General features: G+C 63.1%; 20 protein-coding genes. 12 read left to right on the top strand and 8 right to left on the bottom strand.

Annotation, left to right across the window (positions count from 1 at the left end; all coding sequences use genetic code 11):
• The first annotated feature begins 70 nt into the window (after positions 1-70).
• The 4 genes from BFQ01_RS27700 (at position 71) to BFQ01_RS27685 (ending at position 3,748) form a co-directional block, all read left to right on the top strand.
• Positions 71-1,516, top strand: coding sequence for a mechanosensitive ion channel domain-containing protein (locus tag BFQ01_RS27700; protein ID WP_065927776.1), 1,446 nt, complete (start codon positions 71-73; stop codon positions 1,514-1,516).
• Between the two features lie 90 nt (positions 1,517-1,606).
• The gene (locus BFQ01_RS27695) at positions 1,607-2,224 is read left to right on the top strand and encodes an LpxA family transferase (RefSeq protein ID WP_065927775.1); all 618 of its coding nucleotides are present in this window, start codon (positions 1,607-1,609) and stop codon (positions 2,222-2,224) included.
• A 91-nt stretch (positions 2,225-2,315) separates the two neighbouring features.
• A complete protein-coding gene (locus BFQ01_RS27690; RefSeq protein ID WP_027607930.1) occupies positions 2,316-2,834 on the top strand; it encodes a sigma-70 family RNA polymerase sigma factor in 519 nt (172 codons plus the stop codon).
• Positions 2,831-3,748, top strand: coding sequence for a FecR domain-containing protein (locus BFQ01_RS27685; protein WP_065927774.1), 918 nt, complete (start codon positions 2,831-2,833; stop codon positions 3,746-3,748). The genes BFQ01_RS27690 and BFQ01_RS27685 overlap by 4 nt, the downstream gene beginning before the upstream one ends.
• A gap of 1,127 nt (positions 3,749-4,875) precedes the next feature.
• On the opposite strand, the gene BFQ01_RS27680 is transcribed toward BFQ01_RS27685, so the two are convergent.
• Genes BFQ01_RS27680 through BFQ01_RS27670 form a run of 3 tightly spaced genes read right to left on the bottom strand, consistent with a single transcriptional unit; the run spans position 4,876 to position 7,398 of the window.
• Complete coding sequence (locus tag BFQ01_RS27680) at positions 4,876-5,592, bottom strand: ABC transporter ATP-binding protein (protein ID WP_065927773.1); 717 nt, start codon at positions 5,590-5,592, stop codon at positions 4,876-4,878.
• Positions 5,589-6,416, bottom strand: coding sequence for an ABC transporter permease (locus BFQ01_RS27675; protein WP_065927772.1), 828 nt, complete (start codon positions 6,414-6,416; stop codon positions 5,589-5,591). The genes BFQ01_RS27680 and BFQ01_RS27675 overlap by 4 nt, the downstream gene beginning before the upstream one ends.
• Before the next feature lie 10 nt (positions 6,417-6,426).
• Complete coding sequence (locus BFQ01_RS27670; RefSeq protein WP_065927771.1) at positions 6,427-7,398, bottom strand: aliphatic sulfonate ABC transporter substrate-binding protein; 972 nt, start codon at positions 7,396-7,398, stop codon at positions 6,427-6,429.
• Between the two features lie 429 nt (positions 7,399-7,827).
• On the opposite strand from BFQ01_RS27670, the gene BFQ01_RS27665 reads away from it, so the two are divergent.
• A complete protein-coding gene (locus BFQ01_RS27665; RefSeq protein ID WP_003173733.1) occupies positions 7,828-8,043 on the top strand; it encodes a TOBE domain-containing protein in 216 nt (71 codons plus the stop codon).
• Positions 8,044-8,090: 47 nt separating this feature from the next.
• Here the strand turns inward: BFQ01_RS27665 and BFQ01_RS27660 are convergent, their stop codons facing one another.
• Together BFQ01_RS27660 and BFQ01_RS27655 are read right to left on the bottom strand one after the other, a co-directional pair.
• Positions 8,091-9,236: a MalY/PatB family protein gene (locus tag BFQ01_RS27660; RefSeq protein ID WP_065927770.1), complete on the bottom strand. Its 1,146-nt coding sequence runs from the start codon at positions 9,234-9,236 to the stop codon at positions 8,091-8,093.
• Positions 9,237-9,314: 78 nt separating this feature from the next.
• Complete coding sequence (locus BFQ01_RS27655) at positions 9,315-10,166, bottom strand: LysR substrate-binding domain-containing protein (protein ID WP_370671275.1); 852 nt, start codon at positions 10,164-10,166, stop codon at positions 9,315-9,317.
• Positions 10,167-10,409: 243 nt separating this feature from the next.
• On the opposite strand from BFQ01_RS27655, the gene BFQ01_RS27650 reads away from it, so the two are divergent.
• The 7 genes from BFQ01_RS27650 to ggt all read left to right on the top strand — a co-directional run bounded on the left by BFQ01_RS27650 (position 10,410) and on the right by ggt (position 18,635).
• Positions 10,410-11,231: a transporter substrate-binding domain-containing protein gene (locus tag BFQ01_RS27650; RefSeq protein WP_065927769.1), complete on the top strand. Its 822-nt coding sequence runs from the start codon at positions 10,410-10,412 to the stop codon at positions 11,229-11,231.
• Positions 11,232-11,244: 13 nt separating this feature from the next.
• Complete coding sequence (locus tag BFQ01_RS27645; protein ID WP_065927801.1) at positions 11,245-11,979, top strand: amino acid ABC transporter permease; 735 nt, start codon at positions 11,245-11,247, stop codon at positions 11,977-11,979.
• On the top strand, positions 11,969-12,652 hold the full coding sequence (locus BFQ01_RS27640) for an amino acid ABC transporter permease (RefSeq protein WP_065927768.1): 684 nt from the start codon (positions 11,969-11,971) through the stop codon (positions 12,650-12,652). The genes BFQ01_RS27645 and BFQ01_RS27640 overlap by 11 nt, the downstream gene beginning before the upstream one ends.
• On the top strand, positions 12,639-13,463 hold the full coding sequence (locus BFQ01_RS27635) for an amino acid ABC transporter ATP-binding protein (protein ID WP_065927767.1): 825 nt from the start codon (positions 12,639-12,641) through the stop codon (positions 13,461-13,463). The genes BFQ01_RS27640 and BFQ01_RS27635 overlap by 14 nt, the downstream gene beginning before the upstream one ends.
• A 16-nt stretch (positions 13,464-13,479) precedes the next feature.
• The gene (locus tag BFQ01_RS27630) at positions 13,480-14,076 is read left to right on the top strand and encodes a cysteine dioxygenase family protein (protein WP_065927766.1); all 597 of its coding nucleotides are present in this window, start codon (positions 13,480-13,482) and stop codon (positions 14,074-14,076) included.
• A gap of 39 nt (positions 14,077-14,115) precedes the next feature.
• On the top strand, positions 14,116-16,818 hold the full coding sequence (gene metC, locus BFQ01_RS27625; RefSeq protein WP_065927765.1) for a cystathionine beta-lyase: 2,703 nt from the start codon (positions 14,116-14,118) through the stop codon (positions 16,816-16,818).
• A 92-nt stretch (positions 16,819-16,910) separates the two neighbouring features.
• Complete coding sequence (gene ggt / locus BFQ01_RS27620) at positions 16,911-18,635, top strand: gamma-glutamyltransferase (RefSeq protein ID WP_065927764.1); 1,725 nt, start codon at positions 16,911-16,913, stop codon at positions 18,633-18,635.
• A 142-nt stretch (positions 18,636-18,777) separates the two neighbouring features.
• Here the strand turns inward: ggt and BFQ01_RS27615 are convergent, their stop codons facing one another.
• From BFQ01_RS27615 to BFQ01_RS27605, 3 genes are all read right to left on the bottom strand, one after another.
• Positions 18,778-19,296 carry an AAA family ATPase gene (locus BFQ01_RS27615; protein ID WP_065927763.1) on the bottom strand — a complete coding sequence of 173 codons (519 nt, stop codon included), beginning with the start codon at positions 19,294-19,296 and terminating at the stop codon, positions 18,778-18,780.
• On the bottom strand, positions 19,293-19,856 hold the full coding sequence (pnuC, locus tag BFQ01_RS27610; RefSeq protein ID WP_065927762.1) for a nicotinamide riboside transporter PnuC: 564 nt from the start codon (positions 19,854-19,856) through the stop codon (positions 19,293-19,295). The genes BFQ01_RS27615 and pnuC overlap by 4 nt, the downstream gene beginning before the upstream one ends.
• Before the next feature lie 115 nt (positions 19,857-19,971).
• Positions 19,972-21,606, bottom strand: coding sequence for a methyl-accepting chemotaxis protein (locus BFQ01_RS27605; RefSeq protein ID WP_065927761.1), 1,635 nt, complete (start codon positions 21,604-21,606; stop codon positions 19,972-19,974).
• Positions 21,607-21,757: the final 151 nt, after the last annotated feature.

The following is a 21,757-nucleotide window of genomic DNA, read 5'->3' as shown; positions in this document are numbered from 1 at the left end:
AGCAATACATTTTGTTTGCGCAACCCCCATTTCATGCGATCTTCCCGTCATTCGCCCTGGAGTCGCCTGGATGCCCTCATTTATCGCTGATCACCCGATGTTGTGCGCCGTGGCGCTGATCTTTATCGACATCGCCGTGTGGCGCCTGATCTCTGCCGACCTGGCCAATTGGAAGCTGGCTGCGCGGTTGGCGATTTTTGCCGTGTTCAGTGCCGTGCTGTTCAACGACGGCATGAACCCCATGCAACTTGCGCCCTATGCCGACAGTACCGCCTTGCACCTGGCCGCCACGGCCTTGCAGATCGGCTGGTGGCTGTTTGCGGCGCGCACGCTGACGGTGTTGCTGGGCGCGGTGATGATGCAGCGGGTGGGTCACACCGGGCGATTGTTGCAGGACCTGATGGGCGCGGTGATTTTCCTCATCGCGATCATCGCCGCCATGGCCTACGTGCTCGACCTGCCGGTCAAGGGAGTGCTGGCCACCTCCGGTGCGGTGGCGATCATCGTCGGCCTGGCGTTGCAAAGTACCCTGAGCGATGTGTTTTCCGGGATCGTGCTCAACACCACCAAGCCTTATCAGATCGACGACTGGATCTCCATCGACGGTACCGAAGGGCGGGTCACCGACATCGACTGGCGCGCCACGCGCCTGCAAACCTCCCAGGGCAGCCTGGCGGTGATTCCCAACTCCCTGGCGGCCAAGGCCAAGATCATCAACTTTTCGCGCCCGGCGGATATGTTCGGCCTGGCGGTCAGCCTGCAGGTCAGCCCCCATGCGCGCCCGCAAACCGTGATCGAGGCGCTGGAGCGTGCGATGCAGGGGTGTCGGCCACTGTTGGCCAAGCCGGCGCCGAGCGTGGCGTTCAAGACCTCTGCCAGTGGCGGCGTGGAGTATGAAATCAGCGGCTTCGTGCCAGCCATGGCCCTCAAGCGCGAGGTGCGCAACCAGCTCTATGACCTGGCGTTCCGGCACCTGCAAGCGGCGGGCGTGGCTGTGCTGTCCGCCACCGAAAGCAGCGCGCCGCCGGCCATGTCCGCCGCGCGGGCGTTGCTGGAGCGTTCATCGATTTTCTCCACCCTGCGCCAGGAAGAGAAAGACACCTTCAGCCAGAACATGACCCTGCACACCTACCGCGCCGGCGAGATGATCCTGCCGGCGGGGGAGGTCAGTGATCATTTGTTTATCGTCGAGTCCGGCGTGGTCTCGGTGATGTTGACCAAGGGCGGCCATGTATTCGAAGCCGGGCGCATGGGGCCGGGAGAAGTGATTGGCGAGGCCGGGATCCTGTCCGACCAGGCCGTGCTGGCGGACTTTTCCGCCAAGACGTTCTGCACGCTGTACCGCATCGAGAACGAATACCTGAAACCGTGCCTGGACGCGCGCCGCGACATTAGCGAGGCGATGAAGGCACTCTTGGAATTCCGCCTGCATGCCGCCCAGGTCCTGACCCAGGACGCGCCGGTGGTGCCGGTGAAGAAGGGCTTTTTGCAGTGGCTGCGCAAGCGCGGTCTGTGAGAGGCGAGGGCCTGGAAGTCCTGTACTCGAGGTCGAATGATCGCCAATGTGGGTTTTCTTGACTGTCTCTGACCACGTGAGGGCTCGACCTTGATTCGACTCACCGACTACATCGCCAACCTTGCTCAATCCCCCCTGGCCCCGTGGGCCGGCCTGGCGCCCTGGGCCCTGGTCGCCCAGGCGCCGGCCGTTGTTCGCCAGATGCTCGCCGAACTGCCGGTCGACGAGTACAGCGTGAAGGACGAAGTCGCCATCCACCGTACCGCCATCGTCGAACCCGGTGCCTTGCTCAAGCCGCCCCTGATCATCGGAGCCCATTGCTTTATCGCCAGCGGCTCGCTGCTGCGCGGTGGTTGCTGGGTGGATGAGCACTGCATCATCGGCCCCGGCGCCGAACTGAAAACCACCTTCATGTTCAGTGGCAGCAAGCTGGCCCACTTCAACTTTGTCGGTGATTCAGTGCTGGGCCATGGCGTCAACCTCGAGGCGGGAAGTATCGTCGCCAACTACCGCAACGAGCGGGACGACAAGGAAGTGCTGGTACGGGTTGACGGGGTATTGCAGCGCAGCGGCTGCGACAAGTTCGGCGCGTTGCTGGGGGATCAATGTCGGATCGGCGCTAACGCGGTGCTGGCGCCTGGGGCGCTGTTGGTGCCAGGCAGTGTCGTGGGGCGTGGGCACGTGTTTGATGCCGAGGCGTCTGTATAAACGCGAAGTTGAAAAGATCATGGTGTCCCGGCACGATATTAAATAGAATGAATCTCATTTGAGACTCAATCGCGCCGTGCAGGTTGTTGCCATGAATGATGCTGTTGTCCCCACGCACGCTCCTGAACTGACGCTATCGAGCTTGTACCGTGACCATCGCAGTTGGCTGGAAAGCTGGCTGCGGCGACGCCTGGGCAATGCCTGGGATGCGGCCGACCTGAGCCAGGATACGTTCCTGCGGGTGCTTGCCAGTGCGCAGCCGATTGCGCAGATGCAGGAACCCCGGGCGTACCTGGTGACAGTGGGCAAGCGCCTGCTGGTGAATTTCCATCAGCGCCGCAGCCTCGAACAGGCGTATCTGAATGCCCTGGCTACCTTGCCCGACACCTGTGTGCCGTCGCCCGAACAGCGCTGGCTGGTGCTGGAAACCCTGCAAGCCCTGGATGAATTGCTCGACGGCTTGCCCGTGCTGGTGCGCCGTGCGTTTCTATGGAGCCAGCTGGAGGGCCTGGGTTACCGCGAGATTGCCGAGCGCCTTGACGTGTCCGAACGTACGGTGAAGCGCTACATGGCCCAGGCCTACGAGCATTGCCTGCTGGTGGAGCTGTGAGCCGCGACGTCGCGCGCGCCGCCGCCCAGTGGCTGGCGCTGCTCGAATCCGGCGCGGCCACCGAGCGTGATCACGCCGCCTTGCAGCACTGGCGCGACAGCCATCCCCAGCATGAACAGACCTGGCAAAGAGCCCAAACCCTGCGCCAGCGTTTCAGCGATTTGCCCCAGGCGCTCGCCATGGCCAGCCTCGACCGCCCGCAACCGGGGCGACGTGCCGTGCTCAAGCGCGCCCTGGGGGTGGCGGCGCTGGTGCCGGCGGCCTGGCTGATCAGCCGCCAGTTGCCCATCGAAGCCTGGCGTGCCGATTTGCACACCGCTACCGGCGAACGCAAACGCCTGCCGTTGGCCGAAGGGGGCAGCCTGCAACTCAATACCGCTACAGCCGTAGACGTGGACCTGGCACAACGGCGCATCACCCTGGTCGACGGTGAGCTGGCGCTGAACGTTCCGGGTAAGGCGGCGATGACGGTGCAAACCCGCTACGGCCAATTGCTCGTCAGCCAGGCCGAGGTGTGCGTGCGGCAACTGCCTTCCGGCTGCCTGGTGTCGGTGCTCAAGGGCGCGGTGCAGGTGCGTGATTTGCGCGCAAACCTGGCGACATTGCAGGGGGGCCAGCAAGCGCCATTGAAAGCCGCCGGGCTTGGCGCCTCAGTGCCCTTCGATGTGCTGCAATTAGGCTGGCGCGACGGCGTGTTGACCGCACAGAACCAGTTGCTGGGGGATTTTCTGCGCGAGCTGGAACGCTATCGTCCGGGCGTATTGCGTTGGGATCCCAGCCTGGAAACGCTGCGGGTGACCGGCAGTTTTCGCCTGGATGACACCGACCGCATCCTCAGCCTGCTGGCCTCGACCCTGGGGTTGGAGATGCAATCTCGGACCCGTTATTGGGTGAGCCTGCGCAAGGCGGCATGATGCGGGTTTGTGGCCAGCCTGCTTGCTGTGGTGAGCGGGCTTATTGTGGTAAGCGGGCTTGCTGTGGTGAGCGGGCTTGCCCCGCGCTGGGCTGCGAAGCAGCCCCAATCAGGCTCCCTGTGTTCTGTCAGGTAAACCGCAGCGCCTGGTTTTGGGTCTGCTTCGCAGCCCAACGCGGGGCAAGCCCGCTCGCCACAGGTTAGGAGTAGTCCTCGATCACGTGGGGCGTGGAGGTGCAATCTCGAATGGGTTAGCGGGTGAGCCTGCGCAAGCTTATTGTATGAGCGGGCTTGCTGTGGTGAGCGGGCTTGCCCCGCGCTGGGCTGCGAAGCAGCCCCAATCAGGATGCCTGTGTTCTGTCAGGTAAACCACAGCACCTGGTTTTGGGTCTGCTGCGCAGCCCAACGCGGGGCAAGCCCGCTCACCACAGGTTAGGAGTAGTCCTCGATCACGTGGGGCGTGGAGGTGCAATCTCGAATGGGTTATCGGGTGAGCCTTCGCAAGCTTATTTGGGTGAGCGGGCTTGCTGTGGTGAGCGGGCTTGCCCCGCGCTGGGCTGCGAAGCAGCCCCAATCAGGATGCCTGTGTTCTGTCAGGTAAACCGCAGCGCCTGGTTTTGGGTCTGCTTCGCAGCCCAACGCGGGGCAAGCCCGCTCACCACAGGTTACGAGTAGTCGTCGATCACGTAGGCGCGTGGAGGTGCAATCTCGAATGGGTTATCGGGTGAGCCTTCGCAAGCTTATTGTGGTGAGCGGGCTTGCTGTGGTGAGCGGGCTTGCCCCGCGCTGGGCTGCGAAGCAGCCCCAATCAGGATCCCTGTGTTCTGTCAGGTAAACCGCAGCGCCTGGTTTTGGGTCTGCTGCGCAGCCCAACGCGGGGCAAGCCCGCTCACCACAGGTTACGAGTAGTCCTCAGATCACGTGGGGTGTGGAGGTGCACTCTCGAATGGGTTAGCGGGTGAGCCTGCGCAAGCTTATTGTGGTGAGCGGGCTTGCCCCGCGCTGGGCTGCGAAGCAGCCCCAATCAGCCTCCCTGTGTTCTGTCAGGTAAACCACAGCGCCTGGTTTTGGGTCTGCTGCGCAGCCCAACGCGGGGCAAGCCCGCTCGCCACAGGTTAGGAGTAGTCCTCAGATCACGTGGGCACGCTGCAACTCGGTCAAGGCCAGCGCCTTGAGCCGGGCCAGCAGCGGGTCACGCCGATCCCTCGGATGCGGCAGGTCGACCGTCAGCTCCTGGCGAATGCTGCTGGGCCGGTTGTCCATCACCAGTACCCGGTCACTCAGGTACAGCGCTTCGTCCACATCATGGGTCACCAGCAACAGGGCGATGGCGTGGTGCGCGGCCAGTTGCAGCAGCAAGTCCTGGAGCTTCATGCGGGTGAAGGCATCCACCGCACTGAACGGTTCATCCAGCAACAGCACCTGCGGACGTGAATACAGGCCGCGTGCGATCGCCACCCGCTGTGCCATGCCGCCGGACAATGCCTTGGGCAGCGCCTGGGCGAAGCCCTTGAGGCCGACTTCCTCGATCAATTGTGTGACCCAGGCCCTGTCGTAGCGGTTGTCATCGCTGAAACCAATGTTCTGCTCCACCGTGAGCCAGGGCATCAGGCGCGGTTCCTGGAACACGAACGCCACGTCGCCGTCAGGGCTGCGCAGTTCGCCCTGGAAGTCCTTTTCCAACCCGGCGACGATCCGCAGCAGGGTACTTTTGCCACAGCCGCTGGGGCCCAGCAGGCTGACCGCTTCGCGCGGCTGCAAGGCCAGGCGTACATCTTTCAATACGGTGGTGCTGGCAAAGCTTTTACGCTCCACCTGAATGTCCAATAACGGCTGCGTACTCATTGTTCCGCTCCTTGGCCGGTGAAGGTGTCGCGCCAGGCCAGGCAGCGTTTCTCCAACGCCGCGAGCAGGCCGTCGCTGACCTTGCCCAGTAGCGCCAATACGATAATGGCGGCCAGCACGATGTCGGGCCGAGAGGTTTCCCGCCCATCGCTGAGCAGGTAACCCAGGCCCTTGGTCGCCGCGATCAGTTCGGCCGCCACGAGGAACATCCACGCCAGGCTCAAGCCACTGCGCAACCCGGTAAACAGGCCGGGCAGGGCGGCGGGCAGCAGGATCCGGCGCACCAGGCGGCGGCGACTGAACCCGTACATTTGCCCGACTTCCACCAGCTTGCGATCAATATCGCGAATCGCCGCGACGCCATTGAGGTACACCGGGAAAAACGCGCCAATGGCGATCAGCACAATCTTCGAGGTTTCATCGATGCCCAGCCAAAGCAGCAGCAAGGGCACCCAGGCCAGGCTCGGGATCGAACGCAGGCCGGCGAAGGTCGGTTCCAGATAGGCTTCGGCTTCACGGCTCAAACCGACCCAGGCGGCGAACACCAGGGCCAGGCCGGCGCCGATGGCAAAGCCCAGCAGCACGCGGGCGAGGCTGGCGCTGATGTGTTTCCACAAGGCGCCCTCGGCGAGGTCGGTGAGGGTCACGGCGATCTCGCTGGGCGCCGGCATCTGGTAGGACGGCAGCCAGCCCACCCGCACGACCCCTTCCAGGATCATCAGGATCAGCACCGGCAAGACCAGGCCTTTGAACCGTCGTGGCCAGGCGCTGCGCTGGCTGACTGCGGGGACGGGAAGGGGCAATGCCTGGCTTTTGCTGGTCATCGCGCGCCCCTTATTGCTTCGACAGGGTTTGGCCGAACGAAGGGTCGATCAGTTGATCGATCACCTGGTCCACATTCACCCCGCGACGCACCAATTCCTCGGACACCAGGATCGGCGCCGCCGCCTTCGACGACTGCACATCCTTGGCGCTCAACAACGGCGTGCTCAGATCGGTGCGCGACAATTGCAGCTTGGCCACTTCCAGCGGCAGGCCGGATTCATCCGCCAGCAACCTGGCGAATTCATCGGGGTGCTTCACCGCCCAATCCCGGGCTTTTTCATACGCCCCGAGCACCTTGGTGATGGTCTGTGGGTGCGCCTTGGCGAACTGCTCGGTGACGCTCACCACGCCATAGCTGTTGAAATCCTTGTTGCGGTACAGCAGGCGCGAACCGGCCTGGATTTCACTCGCGGCCATGTGCGGGTCGAGGCCGGCCCAGGCGTCCACGTCACCTTTTTCCAGGGCGGTGCGGCCGTCCGGGTGTTGCAGGTGCACCAGTTCCACGTCGTCTTTTTTCAGCCCGGCCTGTTGCAGGCTGCGCAGGGTGAACAGGTACGGATCGGTGCCTTTGGTGGCGGCGATTTTCTTGCCCTTCAGGTCGCTGACGCTGTTGAGTGGTGAGTCCTTGCGCACCACCAGGGCGGTCCACTCGGCGCGGCTGTAGACGTACACCGATTTGATCGGGCTGCCATTGGCGCGGCTCAACACGGCGGACAAGCTGGCGGACGAAGCGAAATCCACGCCGCCGCTGTTGAGGTATTCCAGGGAGCGGTTGCTGCCCTGGCTCAGGACCCAGCCGACCTTGCTGTGGGGCAGGGCCTGTTCCAGCCAGCCGAAGTGCTTGAGCACCAGGCTGACCGGCGAGTAGTAGGCGTAGTCGAGGTTGACTTCGGCGGGATCGGTTTCGGCGGCATATGCCTGCGCCTGCAGGCTCAGGACGAGGGCGCAGGCGCCGAGTACACGCTGGGTGAAGGGTTTCATGGAACAGCTCCGGACAAGGCGTTGAGAGAAGGCTTTTCTTATATTCAGAAAACTGATTCGGCATGTTCCATCATGCTTTCCAGGAATATGCAGTCTCTATGCCAAGGCCAGCGCTCCCCCGCGTAGATAACGTCTTAACCGTAAATATCGCCTTATCCACATCCGTAGCAGCTGCCGAGCGCAAGCGAGGCTGCGTCAGGCGCGCTGCCGATTCAGGCTCGAGTCGCGGCCGACGCAGCCTCGCCGGGGCTCGGCAGCTGCTACCAGGGGAGCAAATTGTTGATCAGATGTTGGTAAGGCAACAGTGTTCATATGCGTTTATGGAATAAATAAAGAGTTATATATTCCTTTTAATATTCTACGTGATAGCGCACTTTGAGGGCCTGCGCATTCGTGCGGATTGACCCAACAGCCAAAAGGAAAGCCGACATGACTATTAAAGCGATCAACGTGCGCAACCAGTTCAAGGGCGTGATCAAGGAAATCCTGCTGGGGGAGGTGGTGTCCGAAATCGACGTGCAAACCGCGTCCGGCATCGTCACCTCGGTGATCACCACCCGCTCGGTGCGTGACCTGGAATTGAAGGTAGGCAGCGAAGTGATTGCCTTCGTGAAGTCCACCGAAGTGTCCATCGCCAAGCTGTGAAGCCCACCGGATGTGGGAGCGCTGCTCCCACATTCATAAAGTCTGCCTCAGCGCTGCTGCAGCGCACGCTCCATACGTTGCAGACCCTCTTCCAGCAAAGCCCGTGGGCAGCCGAAGTTCAGGCGCACGAACTGCTGGCTGTCGTCACCGAATTCGATCCCCGCACTCAGCCCGACCTTGGCCTGCTCCAGGAAGAACTGCTGTGGGTCGTCCAGGCCCAGGGCGCTGCAGTCCAGCCAGGCGAGGAAGGTGCCTTGCGGCGCATGCATCACCACGCCGGGCAAGCGGGTTTGCACGGCGTCGAGCAGGTAATCGCGGTTGGCTTGCAGGTAGTGCTTCAGCGCGTCGAGCCATTCACCGCACTGGCTGTAGGCGGCGCGGGTGGCTTCCAGGCCCAGGGGGCTGACGCTGTCGACCATGCCGCAGCGGGCCTGGTTGAAGCGCTCGCGGATCCCGGCGTTCTGGATCACCGCAAAGCAGGTCTTCAGGCCGGCCACGTTGTAGGCCTTGCTCGCCGACATCAGCGTGATGGTGCGCTGGGCAATCTCAGGGCTAAGGCTGGCGGTGGGGATGTGGCGGCGGCCGTCGAAGCACAGTTCGGCGTGGATTTCGTCGCTGATGATCAGCGCGCCGTTTTCCAGGCAGGCAGTGGCCAGGGCCAGCAGTTCTTCGCGGGGGAAGACCTTGCCGATGGGGTTGTGCGGGTTGCTCAGCAGCAGTGCGCCGGCGCCGGTCAGGGCCTTGCGCAGGGCGGGCATGGGGGTGATGTATTCGGCGTTGTTCAACTCGAACGGTACTTCGATGCGCGGCAGGTTCCAGTGGCCGGGCGCCAGGCGAATCGGCCGGTAGTTGGGGGTTTGCAGCACCACCGGCTGGCCCGGTTGGACGAAGGCGTGCAGCGCCATATTGAAGCCAGGCTCAACGCCAGGCAGGAACAGCAGGTCGTCGGGCTGCACGCGCCAGGCGTACTTGGCCCACAGGTCGGCCACGATGGCCTCGCGTACATCCGGGCCGGCCACGCTGTAGCCGAGAATCCGCTGGTCGAGGCGCGCGTGCAGGGCTTGCAGCACGGCGGGCGGCGCGGCGATGTCCATGTCGGCGATCCACATCGGCAACACATCGGCCGGGTAGCGATTCCATTTGGTGCTGCCAGTGCCGAGGCGGGGGTGGATCGTATCGAAATCAAAGCTCATGAAGGGGCTCGTGTCAGGGAGGGCAGGCGGGAATGGCGATGATTCTAACGGGATAAAATCCAGATGCCAGCCCCGTCCTTACAGGCCCTGGCTGCCCCGAATCAAGTCATACGCCTTGCGCGCAATGGGGTTCGCCGTATTCGGCCGAATCCACAGGTAATACGTGACCTCCGGCAACCTCGGCAACCCATCCGTTTCGCCCAGCACGCGCATGTCCGGGCCGAGCATTTCCATGCTGCGCGGCGTCACGCCCAGGCCCGCGCGAGTGGCCGCTTTAATCCCGATCAGGTTCGACGCCAGGTACGCCTGGCGCCAGGGAATGTTCGCCCGTTCCAGCGCCTCCAGCGCGTAGCGCCGGTAGATGCTCGGCTCATCCACCAGGATCAGCGGCAGCGGCTCGCTCGGCTGGTGGATGTACTGCGCCGAACAGATCCACCACACCGGCGACGTACGCAGCGCAAAGCCTTCCAGGTTCGGGTCGGCGCGGGTGGAGATCACCATGTCCACCTTGCCCCGGTGCAGGTCGTCCATCAGGAACGGACTGCGGCCCACGTCGATCTCCAGGCGCAGGCGCGGCGCCGAGCGGGCGATATGGCTGAGGATCGGCGGCAGGATGGTGTCGGCAATATCGTGGGGCGAGCCGATGCGCAGCACACCGCTCAGGCTGCTCTCGCGCAGGGAATTCAATGCATCGTCATTCAGCGCGAGCATCTGCCGCGCATGACGCAGCAGTTGCAGGCCGGGCTCGGTCAGTTGTTTTTGCCGGCCGCGCTTCTCGAACAGGCTGACCCCCACTTGCTGCTCCAGGCGCTGCATATGCTGGGTCACGGACGACTGGGTGCGCGCCAGGTGCGTGCCGGCTTCGGCGAAACTGTGGTGGTCGACCACGGCGATAAAGGTGCGCAGGAGTTCAAGGTCGAGGGTCGACATGGCCATTTCCAGGGGCGGTTTTATATCAAGGACGTGAAGTTAAACATTACAGATATTTATGCTTTTCTGAAGATTATTTTTTCGTGGTCCAATAAATAAAGGGTTATGCCAAAAACGAAGGCGGGGCAGATACGGCAAGTTATAACGATATGAGATATTTGCATTTCCGTTGCCCGCGCACTCTCCCTAGCATGCCCCTCCATCAGGTCGGGGTACGCCGATCATTCGCCAGGGGGAAGTCCAATGATGTTCAAGAAATGGTTGCCGGTGGCCCTGGGGTCGATGATCGCCCTGGGCGGCAGTGTGGCGGCGCAGGCCGATGCGACCCTGGACAAGATCGAGCAGCGCCATGTGCTGGTGGTGGGCGTGTTGTTGTCCGGCGGGCCGTTTGGCAGCATCGATCCGGCGACGCAACAGCCCAAGGGCTTGAACGTCGACCTGGCCAATGAGCTGGGTCGTCAACTCAAGGCCGAGGTGCAGCTGGTGCCGGTATTGCCAGCCAATCGCGTGCAGTTCCTGCAACAGGGCAAGGTCGACCTGCTCATCGCCAATATGGAATGGACCGCCGAACGCGGTGAAATCCTCGGCTTCGTGCCGACGCCGTTCTACCGCGTCGGCGGTGCGGCTGCGGTGCTCAAAGACAGCCAGTTCTCCCGCTGGGAAGACCTCAAGGACCAACCCGTGTGCACCTCCCAGGGCAGCAGCTACGTCAAGCCGCTGACCGAGTTCGGCGCGCAGCTCAAGGCGTTCAAGAGCTCGTCCGAATCGCTGCTGGCCCTGCGGGGCAACAACTGCGTCGCGGCGGTGCACGACTCTACCCTGATCAACCCATTGATCAACGACAGTGCCGAATGGAAGGACTACCGCGTCCTTGGTCCGGAGCTCAACCCGGCACCGTCGGTGATCTGGACCCGTCGCGGCGAGAGTGACACCCAGGCCAAACTCGACCCGATCGTCAAGGAACTGCACCGCAGCGGCTGGCTGATCGAGGCCCAGACCCGCAACCGCATCAGTCCGGCATCACCGGCCCTGGTGGAGTTGCAGAAACAGTTCAAGGGTGCTTGAGCCGGCAATGGAGATGAGCCATCTGCTTGAGCTGTGCGTCGATTGGGCCGCGCGTATCGGCCTGAACTACACCTTCCTGCTCGACGCCTATCAGCGCGGCAGCCTGGTCCAGGGCGCGCTGACCACCGGCCTGCTGTGCCTGTTCACGATCCTCGGCAGTCTGCTGGCGGGGATCACGCTGGCGGCGATGCTGACTTCAGGCAACCCGTGGCTGGCCAAGCCGGCGCGGGTGTTTGTGGAAGTCACGCGCAACACGCCGACGCTGGTGCAGCTGTATTGCGCGTTCCTGGTGTTGAACATGCTGTTGACCCAGGCGGTCGGCGCGGCCAACCCGCTGACGCCGTTCGCCTGGGTGGTGATCGTGATCTCGCTGCACAAGGGCGCGTTTCATGCCGAGGCCTTGCGTGCCGGCATCGAAGCGGTGCCTGCCGTCACGCTGGAGGCCGCCAGCTCCCTGGCCTTCAGCCGCCGCCAGTTGCTGTGGAATGTGCAGTTGCCCCTGGCGCTGCGCTTTGCCTTGCCGTCGTTGATCAACAACCTGATTGACCTGGTGAAGATGACCGCCGTGGCCTCCGCGATTGCGGTGGGCGACATCACCTACGCGGCGATCATGATCTGGACCCAGAGTGACAACGTACTGGAGCTGATGCTCCTGATCCTGAGCTTTTTCGGCCTGCTGAGTTTTATCGTCAATTGTGTGGGGCGCTGGCTTGAAGCGCGCCTGAGGATGCCCGGCTATGGCCATTGATTCATTTCCCGTGCTGTCGGCGTTGTGGCAGTGGTCGCCGGCGCTGGTCGCAGGCTTTGGCCAGAATATCCTGATCAGCCTGCTGGCGATCGGCATGGGGTCGGTGCTGGGCCTGGTGATCGGTGCGTTGGCGTTGTCGCCCCTGGGCTTTGTGGCGCGGCTGTGGGTGCAGGTGTTTCGCAATGCGCCGTGGCTGGTGCTGATCTATTTCACTACCTACGTGTTCCCGTTCGAGATTCGTATCGGCAGCAGCTATGTGTCGTTCCCCGATTGGGTCAAGGTCACTATCGGCCTGGCGTTACCGGCCAGCGCCAACGTGGCGGAAATCTTCCGGGGCGCCATCGGTTCGATCCCCAGCACCCAATGGGAAGCCGCGCGGTCCCTGGCATTCACCCGTGGCCAGCTGTTTCGCTCGATCATCCTGCCGCAGTGCTTCAAGCGCATGTTGCCGCCGTGGATGAACCTCTACGCGGTAGTCACCATGGGCACCGCGCTGGCCTCGCTGGTGGGTGTGCATGACGTGATCGACACCGCGCAGATCGCCAGCAACACCGTGAACATGACCGGCTTTACCGTGGTGATCTACCTGAGCCTGCTGGTGCTGTTCTTTGCCTATTGCTACCCGATTTCCCGCCTGACCCAACACCTGGAGCGCCGTTATGCCTTCTACTGAACCCCTGGTGAGCCTGCGGGATGTGCACTTGTCGTTCGGCGCCAACCCGGTGCTCAAGGGCATCGACCTCGACGTGCTGCGTGGCCAGGCCGTGTCGATTATCGGCCCGTCCGGCTCGGGCAAATCCACGATCCTGCGCTGCATCACCGGGCTGTTGCAGCCCCAGCGCGGCAGTATTCGCGTGGGCCAGACCCAGGTCGACAGCCTGGTCCAGGAAGCCCAGCGCATCGAGTTGCGCAAGCGCGTCGGCTTTGTGTTCCAGCAATACAACCTGTTCCCGCACTTGTCGGTGCTGGAAAACCTGGTGATCGCCCCGCGCAAGGTGCTCGGTCGCAGCCGTGCCGATGCGGAAAAAGACGCGCGGGCGCTGCTGGCCAAGGTGCGCATGGAGCACAAGGCCGATGCGTACCCCGGCCAGTTGTCCGGCGGCCAGCAGCAGCGCGTGGCGATTGCCCGCGCCCTGGCGATGCGCCCGGAGCTGATCCTGTTTGACGAAGTGACCTCGGCGCTCGACCCGGAAACCGTCGGCGAAGTGCTGACGGTGATTCGCGAATTGACCGAAGAGGGCATGACCTGCGTGCTGGTCACCCATGAAATGCGCTTCGCCGAAGAGATCAGCGACGTCGTGTACTTCACCGAAAACGGCGTGATTGTCGAGCATGGCAGCGCCACGCAGATCTTCCAGAACCCTGGCAACGAACGCACCCGGACGTTCCTGCGCCATGCCTTGGGCGATTCGGGGCGCCGTGGCCCCATCAACCATGACCCGTACCTGTTGACCCATTTGAGCCGTTACAGCCTGTCAGTCTGATAAGAGGAAAACCGTGATGAGCAACGCAAACCGTGCCGCCGTGATCGAGGCGTTTTTGCAGCAGATCCGCGTCATCAACCAGCGCGGCGTAGACCGCGCAGCCCTGGTGGACATCGTCGGCCTGCTGGAACAATTGGCCGAGCGCCGCGACCTGTTCAACTTCGAAGAATTCCCCGCGCCTGTGCCAGGGCAGGGCAGCACCGCATTCCGCTATCGCCTCAACGACGACGGCGATACGCCGACCCTGTACCTCAACTCGCTGTTGCCGGGCAAAAGCACGCTCCCGCACAACCATGAGACCTGGGCGATCATCAGCGCGGTGGAAGGCCAGGAGATCAACTACGTCTATGCACGCAATGACCAAGGCCACGAGCCGGGCTTCACCACCCTGAGCCTTGAGAAGGAAGTGATTGTGCAGCCGGGCACGTCGATCTCGTTCCTCGGTGAAGACCTGCATGGCATCAAGGTTGAAGGTGAGCAGGCCACGTTGCATTTCCACCTGTATGGCTTGCCGCTGGAATCCCTGAACGGCCGCTACGGTGTGGACGCGGACGGCCGCATCCTCAACTACAACGCTTCGCAGATGGCGCCGTCGATCAAGGCCTATGCCTGACGCGTTGCCGTCACTTTTCTCTTAATTGTTGGGACTTCCATGAGCCAGACCATCACCCCACGTCAACTGCAGCAATGGCTGTTCGATGGGCAGGAAATCGCCGTGTTCGACGTGCGCGAACACGGGCAATACGGCGAAGCCCACCTGTTCCATGGGGTGAACCTGCCCTATAGCCGCCTGGAGCTGGAGGTACGCCGCCTGGCGCCCAACCCGCAGGTGAGGCTGGTGATCTATGACCAGGATGGCGGCGAGGTGGCGGCGCTGGTTGCCGCGCGTTTGCAGGCGCTGGGCTACCGCCGCGCGCATGTGCTGGAGGGCGGTGCCGAGGGTTGGCAGGCGGCGGGGTTGCAGCTGTTTGCCGGTGTGCATGTGCCGTCCAAGGCCTTTGGCGAATTGGTCGAAGAGGCCAGCCATACGCCTCACGTCACCGCCCGGCAACTGGCCGATTGGCAAGCCAGTGGCGAGCCGCTGGTGGTGCTGGACGGGCGACCGTTCGAGGAGTACCGCAAGATGACCATCCCCGGTTCCATCTGCTGCCCCAACGGTGAGCTGGGCTACCGCGTACAGGATCTGGTGCCGGATGAACGCACGCCCATCGTTATCAACTGTGCAGGACGCACCCGCAGCATTATCGGCGCCCAGACGCTGATCAACCTGGGCCTTAAAAACCCTGTCTATGCCTTGGAAAACGGTACCCAGGGCTGGTACCTGGAAGATTTCCAGCTGGAACATGGCAGTACTCGGCGCTATGCCGATCAGGTCAAAGGCGACCTCGCCTCGCAGCGTCTGGCGGCACGGCAGTTGGCGGGGCGGGCAGGGGTGGTCGAGGTGTCAGCGGATCAAGTCCGGCTGTGGGCCGAGGACGCGCAACGCAGCCTGTTCCTGTGTGATGTGCGCACTGCTGAGGAATTTGCCCTCGGCTCGTTGCCAGGCGCGCAACATACGCCGGGCGGGCAGTTGATCCAGGCCACCGACCTGTATATCGGCGTGCGCCAGGCGCGCATCGTGCTGGTGGACAGCGATGGCGTGCGTGCGCCGATTGTCGCCAGTTGGCTGCGTCAACTCGGGCACCAAGCCTATGTGCTCAGCGGTGGTATCGACAGCAGTCTGGCGCTGCCGGTGTTGCCGACGGTGGCGTATGAGCCGTTGCCGCTGATCAGCGCCCAGGCCCTGGCGCTGGAATTGAGCGATGTGAACCTGATCGACCTGCGCCCGAGCATGGCCTACCGCAGGGGCCATATTGCCGGGTCCCGCTGGTCGATTCGTGCGCGGCTCAAGACCGACCATCGTCCCTTGGTGCTGGTGGCGGATGACCCGGCATTGGCGGCCTTTGCTGCCGAAGGCCTGTCGGCCCGGTTGCTCGACGGTGGCTTCGCTGCCTGGGCCTCGGCCGGCCTGCCGGTCAACCAGGATCCGCAGACACCGCCCGACGCCGAGTGCATCGACTTCCTGTTTTTCACCCACGACCGTCACAGCGGCAACAAGGACGCCGCGCGCCAGTACCTGGCCTGGGAAATCGGCCTGCTCGCGCAAATGAGCGAAGCGGAAATCGCCAGCCTCCAGCCGTTGGCACCTGTGTCGCGGGTGCGCACGCGCTTGATCCATGCCGCGCGTACCGAAAAAGGTCATGGCGGCCGCGCAGTCAATGTGCCGATTACGCGCCTGAGCACCGTGCTGTTCGACAACCTGGCGCAGATGCGCGACGCCCGTGCCCGCCGCGACAGCGAGCGGGTGCTGACCTACGGCGCGCGTGGCAACCCGACCTCCCATGCGCTGGAAGACCTGGTCACCGAGCTGGAGGGCGGCTTTCGCACGCGGCTCTACGGCACGGGCCTGGCGGCGGCGGCCCAGGTGTTCCTGGCCTACCTGCGCCCCGGCGATCATGTGCTGATCACCGACGCGGTGTATTCCCCGGTGCGCAAGCTGGCACGTGAATTCCTCCAGCCGTTCGGCATCGAGGTCAGCTACTTCGCACCCGATGGCAAGGGGCTGGAAGCGCAACTGCAAGCCAACACCCGGCTGGTCTACGCCGAAGTGCCGGGCTCACTGTTGTATGAGCTGTGCGATCTGCCGGCGATTGCCGCGTTGTGCAAGCCACGCGACATCCTGCTCGCCGTCGACAACACCTGGGGCTCGGGCTACCTGTACCGGCCACTGGCGTTGGGCGCGGATATTTCGATCATGGCCCTGACCAAATACCTCGGCGGCCACAGCGACGTGATGATGGGCAGCGTGTGCACCACACCAGCGGCCTGGCCGGCGCTGGGCAGGATGAGCGACACCTTCGGCAACGCGGTGAGTGCCGACGACGCCTACCTGATCCTGCGCGGCGCCCGCACCCTGGCATCACGCCTGGATGTGCACGAACGCCAGGCCGTGGACATCGCCCTGTGGTTGCAGGCGCAACCGCAGGTCAAGCGCGTGTTCCATCCGGCCTTGCCCGGGCATCCTGGGCATGGGTTGTGGCGCCGGGACTTCACCGGCAGCAATGGGTTGTTGTCGTTTGAACTGATGAATGCAGACGCCGCTTACGTCGAGCGGTTTATCGACGGCTTGCAGCTGTTCGGCCTGGGCGCTTCGTGGGGCGGCTATGAAAGCCTGGTCACCGTGGCCGACACCGGCGACCGCGACAGTGCGGCCGACCGTGGGCTGAACCCGGTGGTGCGCCTGCATATCGGTCTGGAAGATATGGCGGCGTTGATTGAGGATCTGCAACGCGGCTTTGTACGTGCCGTTCTGTGACCGACAGGTTCTGTAATAAAAACGCCATTGCGCTGGGGATTAAATTCGGGACGGGCTATTTTGGTGCATCTCAATAACTAGAGTAGCCATGGATGAAATACCAACCCTTCAGCCGCACACTGATTGCCACCGCCTTGGTGTTGACGGTCAGCGGCGTACAAGCCGCGTCCCAGGCCCCGGTGGCCGGTGAAAATGGCATGGTGGTGACCGCCCAGCATTTGGCCACGCATGTCGGCGTGGATGTACTCAAGGCCGGCGGTAACGCGGTGGATGCCGCCGTGGCGGTCGGCTATGCGCTGGCGGTGGTGTACCCGGCGGCGGGTAACCTGGGCGGCGGCGGGTTCATGACCGTGCAACTGGCGGATGGGCGCAAGACCTTCCTCGACTTCCGCGAAAAGGCCCCGTTGGCGGCCACCGCCGATATGTACCTGGACAAGGCCGGCAATGTCGTTGAAGGCCTGAGTGCCAAGGGTCACCTGGCCGTCGGCGTGCCCGGCACCGTCTCCGGCATGGAGCTGGCCCTGAGCAAGTACGGCACCCTCAAGCGCGCCCAGGTGATTGCCCCGGCGATCAAGCTGGCGGAAAACGGTTTTGCCCTGGAGCAGGGTGATATCGATCTGCTGCACACCGCCACCGGCGAGTTCGAAAAAGACAAGGATATGCGCGGGATTTTCCTGCACAACGGCCAGCCGATGCAGGTCGGCCAGAAGCTGGTGCAGAAAGACCTGGCGAAAACCCTGAAGGAAATCTCCGCCAAGGGCAGCGACGGTTTCTATAAAGGGTGGGTCGCCAAGGCCCTGGTGGATTCCAGCCAGGCCGGCAAGGGCATCATCACCCAGGCCGACTTGGACAAGTACAAGACCCGCGAACTGGCGCCCATCGAGTGTGACTACCGTGGCTACCACGTGGTCTCGGCACCGCCGCCAAGCTCGGGCGGTGTGGTGATCTGCCAGATCATGAACATCCTCGAAGGCTACCCGATGGCCGACCTGGGCTATCACTCGGCCCAGGGTCTGCACTACCAGATCGAAGCCATGCGCCACGCCTACGTGGACCGTAACAGCTACCTGGGCGATCCGGATTTCGTGAAGAACCCGATCGAGCATCTGCTGGACAAGAACTACGCGGCCAAGCTGCGTGACGCCATCGAGCCGCAGAAGGCCGGGGATTCCCAGGCGATCAAACCCGGTGTGTCGCCCCATGAAGGCAACAACACCACCCACTATTCCATCGTCGACAAGTGGGGCAACGCGGTCTCGGTGACCTACACCCTCAACGACTGGTTCGGTGCGGGCGTGATGGCGAGCAAGACCGGGGTGATCCTCAACGATGAAATGGACGACTTCACCGTCAAGGTCGGGGTGCCGAACATGTACGGCCTGGTCCAGGGTGAAGCCAACGCCATCGCACCGGGCAAGGCGCCGCTGTCGTCGATGAGCCCGACCATCGTGACCAAGGACGGCAAGGCCGTGATGGTGGTGGGTACACCGGGCGGCAGCCGCATCATTACCGCGACCCTGCTGACCATCCTGAATGTCATCGACTATAAGATGAACATCCAGGAAGCCGTGGACGCGCCGCGTTTCCACCAGCAATGGATGCCGGAAACCACCAACCTGGAGACCTTCGCGATCAGCCCGGACACCCAGAAGATTCTGGAAAGCTGGGGCCACAAGTTTGCCGGGCCGCAGGATGCCAACCACTTGGCGGCAATCCTGGTGGGGGCACCGTCCCTGGAGGGTAAGCCGGTGGGTAACAACCGCTTCTATGGGGCGAATGACCCGCGTCGTAACACCGGCCTGTCGCTGGGCTACTAACCACCCCGGTGTTGTAGTGAGCGGGCTTGCCCCGCGCTGGGTGGCGAAGCCGCCCCAATAAAAAACACCGCAGCCTGCCAGACAGGTCGCGGTGTTTGGTTTTAGGGCGGCTTCGCCACCCAGCGCGGGGCAAGCCCGCTCACTACAACAGCTGTTCTACCGCAGCAAAGGCGGCGGTGCGGCGCTCCTCCCAACTCCCCCTGATGACCACCACCGCCTGTCGATGCGCCTGCATCCACGCCAGGCTGTCCTGGAAAAACGCCTGGCGGTCGGCCAGTTCCGGTTGGCAGCGTTGACCGTCGGCGGTCCATTCCACATCATCCGGCGACAGCAGCAGGTGCAGGTCGTAATGCCGCGCCAGCAGTTCATCGTCGAGCCACGCCGGGTAGTCGCCGAACAAGGTCTGGCTCCAGAGTTTGTTGGTCAGCAGGTGCGTGTCGAGGACCAGCAGGCGCGGCTGCCGGGCGCGGGCGGCATCTTCCCAGGCCAGTTGGCCGTGGGCGATGGCCGGAATATCCGCCAGGCTGGTGTCGCGCTGGTGGCGGTCCATGAAATCGCGCACGTATTCACGCACCATCAGCCCGCCGAAATGCGCGTGCAACTCGGCGGCCAGCCAGCTTTTACCGCTGGATTCGGGGCCGGCCAGTACCACCACCTTCATGGTTGCAACGCCGGGTCGGCGCGCCATTCACGCCAGCCTTGCACGGCGATCACGGTGAACAGGGCGTAGAGCGCAGCGGTGAGGTACAAGCCCTTGTAGAGGAACAGCCCGACAAAAATCACGTCCACGGCGATCCACAGCGGCCAGCATTGCACGCGTTTCTGCGCCATCCACATTTGCGCCACCAGGCTGAAACCGGTGAGGGCGGCATCCAGCCAGGGTTGCGCGGCGTCGGTCCAGTGCGCCATCGCAGCGCCCAGCAGCAGGCTGCCGACCGCGCCGATGGCCATGCTGATCATGATTGCCGGCCAACCCAGGCGGGTGACCTGGCGCCCTTGCTTGACCTCGCCGGCGCGGGTCCACTGCCACCAGCCGTAGACTTGCAGGGCGGCGTAGACCACTTGCAGCAGCATGTCGGAATAGAGCTTCACGTCATAGAACACCCAGGTGTACAGCAACACCATCACCAGGCCGATGGGCCAGCACCAGGGGTTTTGCTTGACCGTCAGCCAGACAGCGATCACCCCCAGGGCGGCGGCGAACAGTTCAAGCCCGGACATGGCGGTTCCTTGGGAGAGTGGGAGAGGGCGGGGATTGTAACCAGAGGTGAGCGATCTTCAAAACATCGGAGGGCAAATGTGGGAGGGGCTTGCCCCTCCCACATCTGGAGCGGCGTCAGACCTTGAATTGGCGCAGCAGGCCGTCGAGTTGTTCGCTCAGCCCGCGTAAATGCACGCTGGCCACGTTGGACTGCTCGGCCGCCATTGCGGTGCTGTGGGACAGGCTTGCAGCCTGGGTGACGTTCTGGTTGATGTCTTCCACCACATGGGCCTGTTGCAGGGTGGCGCTGGCAATCGAGGCATTCAAACCGTTGAGGTTGTGCAGCGCCTGGCCGATGGCGGTGAGGCTGGCACCGGCCTGGCCGGCTTGTTCGATGGTCAGTTGCGAGGCGCTGTGGCTGTCGCTGATCACCTTGACCGCGGCTTCCGAGTGACCTTGCAGGCGCTCGATCATCGCCTGGATCTCGGCGGTGGATTTTTGCGTGCGCTGGGCCAGCAGGCGGACTTCATCGGCCACTACGGCAAAACCACGGCCTTGTTCCCCGGCGCGTGCGGCTTCAATGGCGGCGTTGAGGGCCAGCAGGTTGGTCTGGTCGGCGATGGAGCGGATCACTTCCAACACACCACCGATCTGCGTGCTTTCGCTGGACAAGGTGCGGATCACTTCGACGGCCTGGCTGATGGTGGTGGAGAGCTGGTCGATCTGCTGCAGGCTGCTGTCGATATTGACCTGGCCTTGCTGCGCCTGGGCCTGGGCATCGCGCATTTCGCTGGCGGCGTGTTCGGCGTTCTTGGCCACGTCCTGCACGCCGTAGGTGACTTCATTGATGGCGGTGGCCACCAGTTCCATCTGCTGGGACTGTTGCTGGCTGCGGTCATGGGCTTGGGTCGCGTTGTTGCCCAGTTCCGTGGAGGACTGGCCCAGGGCGTTGGCGCACACCTGCAACTGGCTGACGACCTGGCGCAGCTTGGCCGTGAAGGTGTTGAAGTGCTGGGACAGTTGGGTGACTTCGTCGCGGCCGTGGGTATCGAGGCTGCGGGTCAGGTCGCTTTCGCCGCTGGCGATGTTGCCCATGGCGTTCACCGCATCCTGCAGGGGGCGCACGATGCTGCGGGCAATCAGCGAGACCAGCAGGGCCATCACCAATGCGATGCCGAGGACGATAAACGAGGCCTTCCACACTTGGCTGTTGAACTCGGCCTGCACATCGTCCACGTAAACGCCGGAGCCGATGATCCAGCCCCACGGCTCGAACAACTGGATATACGAGGTTTTCGCCACTGGCGCCTCCGCACCCGGTTTCGGCCAGCGGTAGTTGATGATGCCGGCACCCTTGGCCTTGGCCAGGATCACGAACTCGTTGAACACGGCAAACCCGTCGGGATCGCGGATGGCCGAGAGGTTCTGGCCGTCCAGCTTGGGGTTGGCCGGGTGCATGATCATCACGGGGGTGAGGTCATTGATCCAGAAGTAGTCGTCGTGGTCATAGCGCAAGCCGCGCACCGCGCTCAGGGCTTGTTTTTGCGCGGCTTCGCGGGTCATCACCCCGGTGGTTTCGAGGCTGTGATAAAACGTCAGGATCCCGCTGGCGGTCTGGACCACGTGCTGGGTCTGCTGGCGCTTGGCCTGGTACAGGTCGTCGTGAATCTGCTTGAGCATCAGCAAACCCAGGGCCATCAGCATCAGCACGGCGACGATCAGGATCATCCAGAGGCGTCGGCTGATCGACATATTGCGCAAACTGTTCATCGTCCTGTCACTCCGGGCTTTTTATAATTGTGGGCGTCGCATCGACTTTTACGCCTCGTCTGATAGGCTTTCGGCCTGAAATCGCAAAACCTGAGTACTGCCTGATTTTTCACAGAATTTTTGCAGGCCGGCATTGACCATGGTCAACACC

Origin of the sequence: Pseudomonas sp. 8 R 14 (genome assembly GCF_900005955.1) — a bacterium.
Classification (GTDB): Bacteria; Pseudomonadota; Gammaproteobacteria; order Pseudomonadales; family Pseudomonadaceae; genus Aquipseudomonas; species Aquipseudomonas marginalis.
This window is presented reverse-complemented; position numbering and strand designations above follow the sequence as displayed.

Coding starts and splice junctions, on each gene's coding strand:
- BFQ01_RS27700 (WP_065927776.1), top strand. CDS start 71: ATGCCCTCATTTATCGCTGATCACCCGATGTTGTGCGCCGTGGCGCTG.
- BFQ01_RS27690 (WP_027607930.1), top strand. CDS start 2,316: ATGAATGATGCTGTTGTCCCCACGCACGCTCCTGAACTGACGCTATCG.
- BFQ01_RS27680 (WP_065927773.1), bottom strand. CDS start 5,592: ATGAGTACGCAGCCGTTATTGGACATTCAGGTGGAGCGTAAAAGCTTT.
- BFQ01_RS27675 (WP_065927772.1), bottom strand. CDS start 6,416: ATGACCAGCAAAAGCCAGGCATTGCCCCTTCCCGTCCCCGCAGTCAGC.
- BFQ01_RS27670 (WP_065927771.1), bottom strand. CDS start 7,398: ATGAAACCCTTCACCCAGCGTGTACTCGGCGCCTGCGCCCTCGTCCTG.
- BFQ01_RS27665 (WP_003173733.1), top strand. CDS start 7,828: ATGACTATTAAAGCGATCAACGTGCGCAACCAGTTCAAGGGCGTGATC.
- BFQ01_RS27660 (WP_065927770.1), bottom strand. CDS start 9,236: ATGAGCTTTGATTTCGATACGATCCACCCCCGCCTCGGCACTGGCAGC.
- BFQ01_RS27655 (WP_370671275.1), bottom strand. CDS start 10,166: ATGTCGACCCTCGACCTTGAACTCCTGCGCACCTTTATCGCCGTGGTC.
- BFQ01_RS27650 (WP_065927769.1), top strand. CDS start 10,410: ATGATGTTCAAGAAATGGTTGCCGGTGGCCCTGGGGTCGATGATCGCC.
- BFQ01_RS27645 (WP_065927801.1), top strand. CDS start 11,245: ATGAGCCATCTGCTTGAGCTGTGCGTCGATTGGGCCGCGCGTATCGGC.
- BFQ01_RS27640 (WP_065927768.1), top strand. CDS start 11,969: ATGGCCATTGATTCATTTCCCGTGCTGTCGGCGTTGTGGCAGTGGTCG.
- BFQ01_RS27635 (WP_065927767.1), top strand. CDS start 12,639: ATGCCTTCTACTGAACCCCTGGTGAGCCTGCGGGATGTGCACTTGTCG.
- BFQ01_RS27630 (WP_065927766.1), top strand. CDS start 13,480: ATGAGCAACGCAAACCGTGCCGCCGTGATCGAGGCGTTTTTGCAGCAG.
- metC (WP_065927765.1), top strand. CDS start 14,116: ATGAGCCAGACCATCACCCCACGTCAACTGCAGCAATGGCTGTTCGAT.
- ggt (WP_065927764.1), top strand. CDS start 16,911: ATGAAATACCAACCCTTCAGCCGCACACTGATTGCCACCGCCTTGGTG.
- BFQ01_RS27615 (WP_065927763.1), bottom strand. CDS start 19,296: ATGAAGGTGGTGGTACTGGCCGGCCCCGAATCCAGCGGTAAAAGCTGG.
- pnuC (WP_065927762.1), bottom strand. CDS start 19,856: ATGTCCGGGCTTGAACTGTTCGCCGCCGCCCTGGGGGTGATCGCTGTC.
- BFQ01_RS27605 (WP_065927761.1), bottom strand. CDS start 21,606: ATGAACAGTTTGCGCAATATGTCGATCAGCCGACGCCTCTGGATGATC.